Source organism: Hydrotalea sandarakina (genome assembly GCF_003254115.1).
GTDB lineage: Bacteria > Bacteroidota > Bacteroidia > Chitinophagales > Chitinophagaceae > Hydrotalea > Hydrotalea sandarakina.
Map to the genome: position 1 here is coordinate 290,675 of NZ_QKZV01000003.1, position 14,527 is coordinate 305,201.

The 14,527-nt window shown below is 33.0% G+C and carries 8 protein-coding genes; 3 read left to right on the plus strand and 5 right to left on the minus strand.

Features of this window, described 5'->3' with window-relative positions:
- Positions 1 to 40 precede the first annotated feature (40 nt).
- A complete protein-coding gene (locus LX80_RS06475) occupies positions 41 to 1,555 on the minus strand; it encodes an OmpA family protein (RefSeq protein WP_111294433.1) in 1,515 nt (504 codons plus the stop codon).
- 217 nt (positions 1,556 to 1,772) lie between these two features.
- Here LX80_RS06475 and LX80_RS06480 point away from each other — a divergent pair, with 217 nt between their 5' ends.
- A complete protein-coding gene (locus tag LX80_RS06480) occupies positions 1,773 to 2,735 on the plus strand; it encodes a polyprenyl synthetase family protein (RefSeq protein ID WP_111294435.1) in 963 nt (320 codons plus the stop codon).
- A gap of 111 nt (positions 2,736 to 2,846) precedes the next feature.
- Complete coding sequence (recJ, locus tag LX80_RS06485) at positions 2,847 to 4,595, plus strand: single-stranded-DNA-specific exonuclease RecJ (RefSeq protein WP_111294437.1); 1,749 nt, start codon at positions 2,847 to 2,849, stop codon at positions 4,593 to 4,595.
- A 108-nt stretch (positions 4,596 to 4,703) separates the two neighbouring features.
- Here the strand turns inward: recJ and htpG are convergent, their stop codons facing one another.
- The 3 genes from htpG to LX80_RS06500 form a co-directional block, all read right to left on the minus strand.
- Positions 4,704 to 6,590, minus strand: a complete 1,887-nt coding sequence (gene htpG, locus LX80_RS06490) for a molecular chaperone HtpG (protein ID WP_111294439.1) — start codon at positions 6,588 to 6,590, stop codon at positions 4,704 to 4,706.
- A gap of 139 nt (positions 6,591 to 6,729) precedes the next feature.
- Positions 6,730 to 8,808, minus strand: a complete 2,079-nt coding sequence (locus LX80_RS06495) for a DUF5689 domain-containing protein (RefSeq protein WP_111294441.1) — start codon at positions 8,806 to 8,808, stop codon at positions 6,730 to 6,732.
- A 10-nt stretch (positions 8,809 to 8,818) separates the two neighbouring features.
- Positions 8,819 to 11,374, minus strand: coding sequence for a TonB-dependent receptor (locus LX80_RS06500; protein ID WP_111294443.1), 2,556 nt, complete (start codon positions 11,372 to 11,374; stop codon positions 8,819 to 8,821).
- Positions 11,375 to 11,526: 152 nt separating this feature from the next.
- On the opposite strand from LX80_RS06500, the gene LX80_RS06505 reads away from it, so the two are divergent.
- Positions 11,527 to 12,567, plus strand: coding sequence for an endonuclease/exonuclease/phosphatase family protein (locus LX80_RS06505; RefSeq protein WP_111294445.1), 1,041 nt, complete (start codon positions 11,527 to 11,529; stop codon positions 12,565 to 12,567).
- Here the strand turns inward: LX80_RS06505 and LX80_RS06510 are convergent.
- Positions 12,562 to 14,463, minus strand: a complete 1,902-nt coding sequence (locus tag LX80_RS06510) for a sensor histidine kinase (protein WP_111294447.1) — start codon at positions 14,461 to 14,463, stop codon at positions 12,562 to 12,564. The genes LX80_RS06505 and LX80_RS06510 overlap by 6 nt on opposite strands.
- Positions 14,464 to 14,527: the final 64 nt, after the last annotated feature.

The following is a 14,527-nucleotide window of genomic DNA, read 5'->3' on the forward strand; positions in this document are numbered from 1 at the left end:
CCAAAATGGGGCTTTTTCAAGTAAGAAAACTATTATTTAATTAGTTTCTGCTTCTTAAGTTTGGATGAGGAGCAGGAACTGTATTTGGACCATCTTCAGTAGTTCCTTGTAAGTCAATAGTATTAGCATCGCCTGAACCACCATCGTATGAGAAGATGAATCTGCTTTCAGAAATACCTTGTTTATCAACTAAGTATTTAATTACGGCATTTACTCTTTCCCAAGCCATTTGTTGAGCGGCTTTGCTGGCAGCAGGATGGCCAATAACTTTTACTTTACAATCAGGATTTGCTTTAATGCTGGCAGCTGCTGCATCTAATAATTGCATAGCTTCTTTGCTCAGTTTACTTCCTTTTTTAAACTGTACACTGGGTAAGCTATTGATATTACATACCGGAGCTTTTTGCATATTAGCAATCATATCTCTTAACTCTTTGCAACATGCTGGTTCTGGGCAAGTACCAACACCGTCGGCATTAACAGGGAAACAGCTTTGTGGAGTTAAGATTTCTTTATCTCTATAGTCAGGAACACCATCACCATCGGTATCTTTTGCTCTACCATGAGAGTCAACAGGTGCACCGGCAGGTGTGTTGGGCTCTAAGTCAAATTGGTCAGTTACACCATCACCATCAGCATCAGGCAATACAACTTTAGGCATTTTCATGTGCTTGGGGCTGTTCAACTCATTGTATTCATAGTTGTAGGGGTTAATCCACCATAAGGGTTGAACTCTTTTAGCAGTTTTACCTAAGTTAATGTTTAAATGAGCAGTTGAGAAGCTGTATTGATCGCCAGAGTTACCTAACTTATTACCATCTAAATAATCGTTACCGAACATAGGAACAGTAAATCTTTGTTCAATACCAATGTTAACTCTGTTGCTTATTTTGTAAGAGATACCGGCACCATAGCTTAAACCATGCATTAATGCCCAAGTATGACGACCGTTTACAGCAGGTACATCGTTAGGGAAATTAGAAGTACCGATTAAGTTTGTTTGAGGATAATATAAGTTGTGCAATGAACCACCTTGGTTAGTCATTACTCTTGTATAAATTAAAGAGTAACCACCAAATACATAAATATCCCATTTAGGATTACCTCTGTAGTGACTCATAGAATTTAAAGATGCAATCGCATCAATTGATCCCATATGGGTATAATTTTTTGCCCATACAAAGCCGCTAGCATTGCTAGGGATAGAAACGATTGATCCGTTGTATGCACCTCTTAATGAGAAAACATGGCTAAGTGATTTGCGAAGCGAAATGCCACCAACAATACCACCATTGTAACCACCGGTTAAAATTGCTCTGTCGCCCAAAATGAATGAGCTACCGGCACTTAAACCTAATTCCCACTGATCGCGAGGTTTAGCAGGATAAGGGTATTGGTTGTTTAAAAACTCATTGTATTGAGGAATTCTTTTGGTGGGAATTTTGGAACTATCTTTCCAATCCCATCCCCAATCTGTTGATGTTTGCGCAAAACCAATGCTCTGAAACAGAACAAACATTGCCGCAAATAACGAAATGTACTTTTTGCTTGCCATAGCTTATGTTTAATGTTGATGATAAAATTCCCGACAAAAGTATTGTAATCGGAATGAACAATCAAATTTTATATTATGTTTTTACATAACTGCCTGAAAAGACAGTTATTTCCCCAAAAACGTTGCATTTATAAAATTATTGTACAACTTTTGGTTTTAACATACTGTTATCTGCTGGTTAGAATGTTTATATTGCAGCACTTTATATAAAATAGGCATGGATTTAGCGCTTCAGGTAATTAAAAATGAATTAGATGCTTTTGAAAAGCATTTTAAAACAGCTGTTCAGAGCAGGGTACCCCTTCTAGATAGGATAATGCAATACATTGTAAAAAGAAAAGGGAAGCAATTACGACCCATGTTTGTTTTACTTTCAGCTAAATTAGGAGCCCCCGTTAATGAAAGTACCTACCGGGCTGCTTCATTAGTTGAATTATTACATACCGCCACATTGGTACATGATGATGTGGTTGATGAAGCCATGGAACGGCGGGGATTCTTTTCAATTAATGCCCTTTGGAAAAATAAAGTAGCGGTTTTAGTAGGTGATTATTTGCTTTCAAAAGGATTATTATTATCACTCAACAATAACGATTTCAACATTTTAAAAATATTATCCGAAGCAGTAAAACAAATGAGTGAAGGTGAATTACTGCAAATGGAAAAAGCCAGAAGTTTAAATATTAACGAAAGTACTTATTACGAAATTATTAAAGGCAAAACTGCTTCATTACTGGCATCAGCTTGTGCAGCAGGTGCTGCTACAACTTTTCAAAATGAACAACAAGTTGAACAAATGCGACTATTTGGGGAAAAAGTAGGTATGGCATTTCAAATTAAAGATGATTTGTTTGACTATGGAAGCAATAATGTTGGGAAACCCACAGGCAATGACATTAAAGAAAAAAAATTAACCCTACCCTTAATTTATACGCTCAATAATTGCTCAAACAAACAAAAACGAGAAATTATTTATATCTTAAAAAATGAAAACAAGAATAAAACAAAAGTGCAACAGGTAATAAATTGGGTAAATGATAGTGGGGGAATTGAATACACCGTTTCCGTTATGAATCAATTTAGAGATGAGGCACTCGCTATTTTATTTGGATTTCCTCAATCGGAAACACGTGATGCCTTGGAAGAAATGGTGCGATACACTACGGATAGAAAATATTAGGCAATAATAATTTCGAATACTAAATTCACTTACCGCATAAAAATCATTCTTGGAAAATTTTATTGAATTAACCAATATCTTCACCATAAAAAAACTATTCATTTTCACTACATGGAAAAACGCTGGACTCTACCGGAATGGGATGAAAATAAAGTATTGCAATTGCAGGCTTCACTAAAAGTGAACCGGGTAATTTGCCAAATTTTAGTACAACGCGGTATTGATAGTTATGATAAAGCTAAACAATTTTTTCGCCCCCAACTTTCGGATTTGCATAGCCCATGGTTAATGAAAGATATGGATAAAGCAGTTGCTAGAATAATGCTGGCATTTGAAAATAATGAAAAAATATTGGTGTATGGTGATTATGATGTGGATGGAACAACTTCAGTTGCTTGTCTATTTCAATTTTTACAAAGCATATACCCTCATGTAGGTTTCTACATTCCTCACAGATATAAAGAAGGATATGGTATTAGCCAACTGGGTATAGATTATGCCAATGAAAACAACTATAGCTTAATTATTTCATTAGATTGCGGCATTAAAAGTGTTGAATTAATTCAATACGCCAAGAATTTAAACATTGATTTCATTGTATGCGATCACCACTTACCCGATAAGATACTTCCACCGGCAGTTGCTATTTTAAATCCCAAACAAAGCAATTGCAATTATCCTTATAAAGATTTATGCGGCTGTGGTGTGGGTTTTAAATTAATAACAGCCTTATCGGAAAAATTACAACTTCCGGAATCGGCCCCATTTGAATATCTAGACTTGGTTGCTTGTGCCATTGCAGCAGATATAGTGCCCATTACAGGCGAAAACAGGGTTTTAGCTTACTACGGTTTAAAAAAAGTAAATGAAAAGCCTTGTGCAGGCATCAAAGCTTTATTACAACTGGCCGGCATGCAAAAGGAAGTTCGTATTAATAACCTGGTATTTATTATAGCACCCAGGGTAAATGCTGCAGGCAGAATGGATGATGCTAAAAAAGCCGTACAGCTATTTATAGAAAAGGATATAACAACAGCTTTGCAATTAGCTGAAATGCTGCACAATGACAATACAGACAGAAAGGAAGCTGATTCCAGCATAACCGCAGAGGCATTGGCCTTAATTGAAGAAGATAAAAATCATATACACAAATGCTCTACCGTTGTTTATAAAGAACACTGGCATAAAGGAGTTGTAGGCATTGTAGCCAGCCGTTTAATTGAAAAACATTATAAACCTACTATTGTATTAACCAAAAGCGGTGATTACATTACCGGAAGTGCCCGAAGCGTTGCGGGCTTTAACTTATACGAGGCTATATATGCATGCAAGGATTATTTAATTGGATATGGCGGTCATTTTGCTGCTGCTGGTTTAACATTAAAAGCCGAAAATTTACATGCATTTTCAAATGCATTTGAAAATGTTGTTAAAGAAACTATTCATCCTAATTTACTAATACCTGAAATTATTATAGATGCCATCATTGAGTTGAAAGATATTACTCAGGGATTTTATAACATTATTAACCAAATGGAACCCTTTGGCCCTGATAACATGCAGCCGGTTTTCATGCTGAAGGAAGTAACCGATACGGGTTATTCCAAGATTGTAAAAAATGAACATATACGCTTCGTAATAAAACAAGATAAATTATCCATTACCGGCATTGGGTTTAATATGGCACATCAATTTCATTTATTAGCCAATCAAAATCCTGTAAACCTGGTTTGTACAATAGATGAAAATGAATATATGGGCGAGAAAAACTTACAAATTCGGGTAATTGATATGAAGCCCGCACATAAAAATATATCTGAGAATGGCATAACATATCGTCAAAAAAATGTACAGGCATAAGCAATTGAAACAGAATAAATAGTTTTACTATTTATTATAGTTTATGTTTATTAAACAGGCCAATCCATTTTATGAATTGGCCTGTTTTTAAAAAAATAAAAAAATTATTTATGCCTTTTCTGCTACTTGTTGGTGCATTAATTCAATATTGCGGTTAATGAAACCTGTTAAATAATTGCCTTTTAACAATCCTTGAGAAAGCAATGCCAAATCGGCCAAATTCCTTACTTGCTTTTCTTGTTGATCTTTATCTTCCATTTTTAATATTTTTTGAAAGATTGGATGATTACCATTAATAGTTAATGTTACTTCATCGGGCATCTGAGCATAAAATGCTGCCATTCCACCACCTATTGCCCCCATATCTTTCATACGACGCATAAATTCCGGACGAGTAGCAACTACCGGTGTAGCATCGGGAGTTAAGCCTTTTACTTCAACAGTAACATGTAAATCATTAATAGAAAAATTAAATAAATTTTTCAAGGCCTCCTGTTCATCTTTCGATAATACTATGTCGTTGTGTTCTTGTTTGTCAATTAAATTATCAACAATATCTGCATCTACCCTAACAAAATGTACATTTTCCCATTTCATTTCCATGGTGTTAATAAAAGCAGCATCAATTAGGGTTTCCATTTTTACAACTTTGAAACCCTTTTCGTTGCATGCTTTTATAAATGCATGTTGTTGAACAGGCTGGGTTGTATATAAAATTACATGTTTACCTTCTTTGTTTTTTTGTAAAGCGCTTGTTTCATTTTTATATTCATCTAATGTAAAAAACTTGGGTTTATTTTCCGGGTTTGTATCATCGGCCAACGCTTCTTCCATAATTAAAAACTTGTTGGCTTTTTCTAAAAATTTGTCATCAGTCATCATACCATACTTCACAAATAAACCTAAGCTCTCCCATTTTTCTTCAAAAGAAGCCCTATCATTATTGAAAATTTCTTCTAATTTATCTGCTACTTTTTTAGTAATATGATTATTGATTTTACGGACATTTGGATCGCCCTGTAAATAACTTCGGCTAACATTCAATGGAATATCAGGGCTATCAATTACACCATGCAAAAGCATTAAAAATTCAGGTACAATATCTTTTACCTCGTCGGTAACAAATACCTGATTACAATAAAGCTGTATTTTATCCTTTTGAATTTCGTGGCTTTGTTTAATTTTTGGGAAGTAAAGAATACCGGTTAAATTAAATGGATAATCAACATTCAAATGAATCCAAAATAATGGAGTTTCGCCAAAAGGATATAATTCTCTATAAAATTTTTCGTAATCCTCTTTTGTTAATTCGCTGGGCTTTTTTATCCAAATAGGTGCAACGTTATTAATTGGAGTTGGGGCTTCATCCCCTTTCTTTTCTTCAGCTGCATCTTTAAAATAAATGGGTACCGGTAAAAACTTGCAGAATTTTTCTAAAATTCCCTTTAACCTATGGCCATCTAAAAACTCTTTACTGTCTTCAGCAACATGTAAAATTATTTTTGTACCTCTATTTCGTTTTTCAACTTCGTACAATTCAAACTCCGGACTACCATCACAACTCCAGTAAACTGTTGCCGCATCAGCATTATGGCTTTGTGTAAGTAATTCAACTTTTTCAGCCACCATGAATGAACTGTAAAAACCTAAACCAAAATGACCAATAATATTTGCATCCTTATATTTTGACAAAAATTCTTCCGCTCCACTAAATGCCACTTGATTTAAATATTTATCAACTTCTTCTTTAGTCATTCCCACACCGTTATCTGTTATGGTAATGGTTTTTTCTTTAGCATCTAATGCAACTTCAATATTTAAATCACCCAGTTCACCTTTAAATTCACCAATTGATGACAATGTTTTTAACTTTTGAACAGCATCAACCGCATTACTTACCAATTCGCGCAGAAAAATTTCATGATCACTATATAAAAACTTTTTGATAATAGGAAAAATGTTCTCAGTTTGAACCCTAATTTGTCCTTTTTGCATATAGATAGCAGTTTATATTGAATAATTGAAAAATTGTCAGGTAAGTTAATCGAAACATTATGGATATAATGTCTTTTTTAACTTCAACAATTTTTAGCAAAATAAATACCATATTCAAAAAACTGACAAGCTGACAATTTTAATTATCCCAGCTTATTATAAGATCATCTATTGCTGAAACAGGCCGGCTACCGCTTCCACTCGTGGTTGTTTTGGTAACTATACGAATCCAAATTTCACTACTAATATTATTCAATAAATTATTGAAATTAACAAGAACTTGTTGTGAACCAAATTGACTGTTTCCGGTAATCAAATTACCTGTTACGGGCACCTGATTGAATAGGGATGGTGTTTCGCCTAATCCATATTCTATTACCCAACTAGCCGTTCTGGCACTATTAACATCTAACGATTGTAGTTGAAACGAAATTTGTAAATTTTTTTTACCTATGGTATTGGCTAAATGTAAAACAAAAGCTGCTCCAGGATCAAAGCCACCTGTTGAGGTTTGACGCAAAGCAATTGCTCTATTGCTTGCATTATCTTGCTGCGCGGTAGTAGCTGATGATGACATACCTAAAGCAGAAGCGCAATTTTTAAAACCACCTGATGTGTTACCCCAACTTGTTTTAGTTACATTAAATGCAGCAACAGTTCCCAAACTATTATTGGTTGCATTAGTATATACAAAACAACCTGTAGGAAGCCCATTTCCAATATCATTAAAATTAAATACCAGTGGCGAAGCATTTAAATAAATAGCATTATTTACATTTGAGTTATTGGCGGGTAATAATTCAACATCATTTAAATTTCGAATGTATAAAACAGGCAATGTATCCATAAAACTTAACCAACCGGTTATAGTTTTAATAGGTTGTACGGACAAATGAACATTGTAAAAGCTGGCAGACAATAGGGTACTACAATTTATTGAACCGGTAGCATCAGAAATTGTCATATGCTCATTCCAAATATTACCATTTAAAATGGGATAGTGAATTTGAATTAAAGTGCTTTCTAACAGCTTAGCATTTAATTTAAGTTGTTGAATGGTCATTTGCTTTGCCTCAATGGCTTTTGCGTAAGAATTTATTTGTATAACACTACTATCTATATTCTTTAACACTAAAACACCATTTTCTTTGCTTAAAATTCCATTTTTTAAAAAAATGGATAATGAATCACCTTGCTTATAATGATGTAATGTTTTTAAACGAACAACAATACCCGCACCATTATTACTTTCCTGTACAACTATATCGTTAGGAGCAATATTTCCATTAACTGCATCTGTAATTACATTACCTGTAATTAATTTATTATCGTTCAAAACCAATGGCGTACCGTTGTACATGTTTCTAAGTTCGGATATTGTAATTTTAGTAAACCCTGGGTTCCCGCATCGGGAATTGTAAAAATTTACATCAGCCGTGTCACGAATAAATAGTTGTTTTGCATTGCCGAATATGGAATAAACAGCAACTAATTTTCCATTGCCATTGGGCACTTTAATAGAAGCAAAATTTGCATATCCGCTGGTTCGCAATGAAATAGTATTTCCTGAACAATTTTTAATGGTTAAATTCAAAGCTTGCTTATTCAAAGCATCGGCATAAGTTTTATCTAAATCAGATATTGAAAATTCAACATTTTCTAATTGAATTAATGTGCTTTGTAATGTATCTTGTAGGTTTGTAGTAAAGGCATTTATGTTTACTGATTTAGGTGCTAACATATTATTGAATGTGCCTTTAATAATATATTTATCGAACAATGACATTGGTATAGGCATTAAGGTTGGATTATTGGGATCCGCATTATCAATGCCCATTCCTAATTGAATAACTCCTCCATAATCGCCTAAATACAAATCTTTCAATTTAATGGCAACCTTCCTGCCAACCGGGAAGTTGGCATATAAGTTATTAGCATCCATTCTAACTACAATTCCGCCACTTTCATCTTGAATAATAATTTGCTTATACCAATTACCGCTTTTATCATTTGCAATAACAATTCCCTGAATAATTAATTCATCTGCTATTTTTTCAAAATTATTCTTTATATGAAGCTGTTTAACATTCCTTATTGTAGTATTGGCATTAGGCAATGCAATATTATTTTCAGGAGGTGCATCAAAAGGTTTTGTACAACAATTGAATAGAACAAATGAAAAAACAAACCAGATGCAAATAGTAAACTTGTTCATCATAGTATTGATTTTAAAATTTTATACTTGTACTGATAAAAAATTGTGTACCATATGCTGAAAAATATTTAGGAGCAAATTTTGAAATATCTTGAGAAGCAAAATCAAATCGCATTTGCTCATAAGCACTACTGAACATTTGCTGGTTGTTCAATAAATTAGTTACACCTGTACTTATCCAAATAGGCTTTAATTTTATAATATTGCTTTTAGGAACATTTAGTTGAAAAGCAGCAAAAAGATTAACAAACAGGTATTTCGGAAGCTCACCGGGTTGAATAACATTAGCAAAAGCTATACTTTTTGCATCTAACCCTTGCACTGCTCTTGAGGTTCTTCTAATGGGATTGAGCTGCATCCAATTATCACTTAAATAATTTGTTGAAACACTCATATACGCATTACGCAATGGCCTATACGTTATAGAAAAATTAGCAGCTTTTTGAGGTGAACCCGGAACTTTAAAATTTTTCCAATAAACTATATCTTTCTGAATAATAGCAGCAGTATTCTCTACTCTTAAGGTAGCTTTAGCACGGTTGGTATAGCTATAATCGCCCAAAACAAATGCAGTAGAAAATTGCCATTTGTCATTGTATCGCCATTCTGCACCAAATTCTATACCCATATGCCTTTGTGCTATGTTAGTTAATTCATTATTTATGAATGAAAAAATATCGTCATCGTAATAGGTGTATATTTTAGAAAGATTGTTGATTGCTGTATAAAATCCGGTAATTCTTAACTTTAAAGTGTTTGTATTTTTATAATAATTGAATTCGGCTGACTTATATTGCACAGAGCGAATATCTTCCTGCATAAACGAATTGAATTTTGGTGAAATAAATACATCGAAAAAATTTGGTGGTAATGACTGCTGCAATAAATTAAGATTGAAATAATTTTTACCGTTTTGCTTATAAGTAACACCTAATTTCATTCCATAATTCAAAAAAGTTAATTGCTTTGACATTCCAAAAGAATTATCGGGAAATAGTCCGTTTTGTACCCTTCCATTCCGTTGAAGTTGAGTGTAGCCAATACATTCAGCTATATTAATGTCAACTTTTTTAAACTGCTTAACTACTTGTAGAAACCTCGATAACTTAAATACGGACGCATCAAAATCATAGCCATACTTGCCGCCTTCTTTTATTAACTGATTAGGTTGTAACAAATTATATTGAATACTATTTGAATTATTATTGTTTGTAGCAATGGCAAATTGATTCCAGTTTACCCAAAAGTCGCCACCCAATAAATCATTTACCGATTGAAAATAATGACTCTGTTGATATTGTATTTGCGCACCTATATTTAATTGCCAATTATTTGTAAATACTTTTTGATAAATTGTACTTGCGGCGAAATGAATTGTGTTTATATGATTATCTCTTAGTATATATCTGCTTCTTAAACCGGTAAAACTTTCATTAGTATTACCATTAACATTGAATATTGTTTCTTTATTATTACTGTTTACGGTGTATAGATTGCTCCAATTAATTTGTAAAGCGTCCGGGTGCTTTATTAAATAATTTTGAATGGCATTTCGTAAAACAGAATCAGCTTGAAATGAGGGCAAATACTTATAATAGTCCGGACGAGGGTCAGGAACATTATTCCAATCGAAACCGCTTTGCTTTTGTAAGCTTATTCCTGCTAAAAGCCCAATTTTAAAAGAACTAAGGGCATCCATTTGCCAATGGTAATTCATAAGCGCAATGGGTTGAATTGTTCTTCTGACAACCGCATTTCTCTTCTTCCCGTTTTGATATCCCCAATTAGCATTATAATATCTGCTATTGCTTAGCAACATTAATTCTTCTGTTGCAGGTGCTGCCATATTGTTACTATTATAATTTCCCAAAAAATTAAATGTGAAAAAATGTTTATTATTCAAACTTTTTTCTGCAGAGAAGAATGAAGCAAAATTTTTCATACCGGTACCCGGTACATAATTTTCATTTGCCCACTGCCATGCTGCACTGTAAACGAATGCCCACCCATTATTTAATTTTCCTGTATAGTGAGTTAATGCATTCCTGTTAGCATATGCTCTATTAGAAAAAGCAACATTAATTATGTTTTGCTTGGATTGAGTATTGGGTTTAACAACTATATTCACCACAGTTCCTAAATTGCCAAAAGAAAAATTATTTTGTTGCAATCCTAATACAAGTTCTCTATTCTTAAAAACATCGGTTAATCCATTCCACAAATTGACAAGGTTACCTCCATTAATTAAATTATCAAGCGGCACTCCATTAAAATAGGTAGAAAACAAATTTTTAGAATATCCACGCATTGAAAATCGTGCTATATTCCAATTAAATGCTGCGGCATTATATAACACGTCTTTTCCGGCATTTAATAATGAAGCATAGGCATTAAAATTTTCATCCGCCAGTTCAGCATCATCTAAAGCAATCAAGCCTATTTCATCACTGGTTTGTTGTTGTAATTGACGCCAATTTTCCCAAAGTACTTTATTGGTTGTATCATTAACTGTTTGGGCATAAGCACAATTTAACGTTAATAGTAGCAGAATAAGCCAGGTATAGTGCATATGGATATTGTTTTCAAAACTTTAGCCTGCTTATTAATTTTTACAATCATGCCCTTTACCCACAAGTATAGCAGGATTATAAAAATAAATTTAATACATTTTTTAATTACTTTAATCATTTTTTAATATTTTTATTTTATAAGATATTTGCTATGAAAAACATATTATTTTTTCTGCTATTCATAGCCGGCATAAGCTATGCTCAAAAAAAGAATATTTATAAATCGGCTATCATAGCATTTTATAATGTTGAAAATTTTTATGATACCATTGCAAGTAACAAATACAGAGATGAAGAATTTACCCCTAAAGGAATGAGGAATTATACAAGTACAAATTATTACTCAAAGCTGAATAACATTGCGTATGTAATTGCGGGAATTGGAAAAGATGCATTTGCCAACCAAGTAATATTGCCGGCACTAATAGGTTTGGCTGAAATTGAGAATGAGTTAGTGTTAAACGACTTAATTAATCATTCATACTTACGAAGTGGTAATTATTCATATATACACTTTGACAGTAAAGATTTGAGAGGCATTGACGTTGCTTTGTTATATCAGCCCAATTATTTCAAAATATTGCAAAGTAGGCCAATATCCGTTATATTATCAGGAAAAAGCAAAGAAAGCAAGTTTACGAGAGATATTTTATGGGTGGAAGGTTGGTTAGATGGTGAATTAGTTGATGTTTATGTGAACCATTGGCCTTCAAGATATGGAGGTACCCAACATAGTGAAGCTGCCCGTTTAGAAGTAGCACAAATTTTAAAAAATCATATAGATAGTATTAAAAGAATAGATTATAAAAGAAAGATACTGGTAATGGGCGATTTCAATGATAATCCAAACAATACCAGCATTTACAATATTTTAGACGCCAAAGAAGTTAAGTATGAAAGGTATAATGGTTTGTACAACCCATTTTTTAACATGTTTAAAAATGGCAATGGAACTTTAGCTTTCCAAGATGCATGGTCATTATTTGATCAAATCATCCTATCAACCGAATGGATTGATAAACAACAATCGGGTTTTTATTTTTATAAAAGCAGTATTTATAATGCACCTTATTTATTAGAATCTTCAGGTAAATACAAAGGTTATCCTATGCGTTCATGGGAAGGAATGCAATTTAAAAATGGTTACAGTGATCATCTTCCAGCATATATCATTCTATTAAAAAATTTATAATCTTTCATCATCATTTTCAATTAAAATACTTGCATGTAATGTACAACCGTTCCCGGGTGATGAATCGATGTACATTTTACCATTATTTAATAATAAACGGTTAGCTATATTTCGCAAGCCAATTCCCTTTGGCTTTGCAGAAGTATCAAACCCTTGACCATTATCTTTTAAGGTTAAATACACATAGCCATTTTCCGAATTAAGTTCAATTACTGCTTCGGTAGCTTTTGCATGCTTTAAAATATTATTCATTTGTTCTTGAATAATTCTATACAAAACAAGCTTAATATTTTTGCTTAAACCTTCTTCTATAAAATTATCAAATACAAATTTGAACTTCACCACACCATTATTATTAAGGGTATTTACCAAATCTTTTACCAAAAGTTGTAAACTGTCTTCTTCCAATGATGGTGCAACTAACATTTTGCTGATTTTTCTGATTTCCTGTATGGCCTTATCTAAAATATCCATGCTTTTATACATTAAATCATGACTCATGGATGCATTTTTAATAGCCATGTCTAAATATATTTTTGCACCGGCTAATAATTGATTAATGTTATCGTGCAACTCGCGGCCCATTTCTTCACGCTGTTCTTCCTGGCTTTGAATAATTGCCTCTGTAATTAGTTGTTGTTCTTTAATTTGTTGGTTTTGAATTTGTTTTTCTAACTGTTTCTTTTCTGTAATATCGCTAAAAGTGCAAATAATTTGTTGAAGATTATGATTCTCATCAAAAACGGGTATGGCATCAACTAAAAGCCAAATCCAATCATGATAAAGAGGTCTGTACATGCCCATGGTACAATTGTGCACAGGTTGTAATGTTTCTACAACAATTGGAACCGGAAATTCATTACCCGGCATAAATGTGCCATCATCACGAATTACTTTCCAATCGGTATCATAAGCTGATTTACCTAATAATTGCTCGGAAGAATAACCCAATAAATTAGATGCTGCTTTATTAAACATTAAAATTTTTGCATGTTCATCCATTACCAATAATCCAACCTGTAAATCTTCAATTAAATTCTTAAACTTGGCTTCACTTTGTTGTAACGCATATTGGGTTTGCTTTAGTTCGGAAATATTTACAATCCCTGTTAAAAAAAGTGATTCGCCATTCATTTCAACAACATCACCAGAGGCATAGCAAGTAACAAGTTGATTGTTTGCTTTTTTAAGCGCCACTTCCATATTTCTTACTTTTCCAAACTGTTTAATGGAAGTAACATATTTTTTTTGGTCAGCTTTATCGGCTAGAAAATAAGCAACTGATTTGCCTACAATTTTTTTGGAAGGCAAACCAATTAATTGCTCAACCGCGCGGTTTACCATTATAATTTCCTCATTCTCTGTATTGGAAAGCAAAAGCCCCACAGGTGAAGAATTAAAAATTTTTTGAAGGCTTTCTTCACTCGCCTTTAGTCGTAAACTATTTTCCTTCTGCAGGGTAATATCCTGATGTTGAATAATTACATTTTCCAATTCTCCATTTTCATTCAAAACCGGATAGGCCGTATTCGAAAACCACTTTGTTACCGGCAAAGCAATGGGAATGTTTTGTGATTTTGAGGCGTTATCAATGTTAAAAAATACCTCCCATTGTTCAATTGACTTTTCAGTATATACTTTTTTTAATAATTTATCAATACCATGCTTTTTAATTTCTGCATCTTGAAAAATATTATACTTCTTACCTTCTATATCTTCAGGTAAAACACCGAATATTTCAGACAATTTTTTATTAATGCGTACACACCACCCTTCTTTATCCAGAATTTGTGTGCTTACGGTGGATTGCAAGAAAATTTCTTCAAAAATATTTTTGGGAGTTTGAGGAATATTTTTAGAAAGTTTTGAATTACTTAACATGTTTTTTGAGCGCATAAAAATTTATTTGCATATACATGAACAGTCAAAATTGCTATTTTTAAAGTTACTGTGCAATAAG

Bases quoted from the DNA above. Each gene is read 5' to 3' on its own strand.
- recJ (WP_111294437.1), top strand. From the start codon at position 2,847: ATGGAAAAACGCTGGACTCTACCGGAATGGGATGAAAATAAAGTATTG.
- LX80_RS06475 (WP_111294433.1), bottom strand. From the start codon at position 1,555: ATGGCAAGCAAAAAGTACATTTCGTTATTTGCGGCAATGTTTGTTCTG.
- LX80_RS06495 (WP_111294441.1), bottom strand. From the start codon at position 8,808: ATGATGAACAAGTTTACTATTTGCATCTGGTTTGTTTTTTCATTTGTT.
- LX80_RS06510 (WP_111294447.1), bottom strand. From the start codon at position 14,463: ATGCGCTCAAAAAACATGTTAAGTAATTCAAAACTTTCTAAAAATATT.
- LX80_RS06480 (WP_111294435.1), top strand. From the start codon at position 1,773: ATGGATTTAGCGCTTCAGGTAATTAAAAATGAATTAGATGCTTTTGAA.
- LX80_RS06505 (WP_111294445.1), top strand. From the start codon at position 11,527: ATGAAAAACATATTATTTTTTCTGCTATTCATAGCCGGCATAAGCTAT.
- LX80_RS06500 (WP_111294443.1), bottom strand. From the start codon at position 11,374: ATGCACTATACCTGGCTTATTCTGCTACTATTAACGTTAAATTGTGCT.
- htpG (WP_111294439.1), bottom strand. From the start codon at position 6,590: ATGCAAAAAGGACAAATTAGGGTTCAAACTGAGAACATTTTTCCTATT.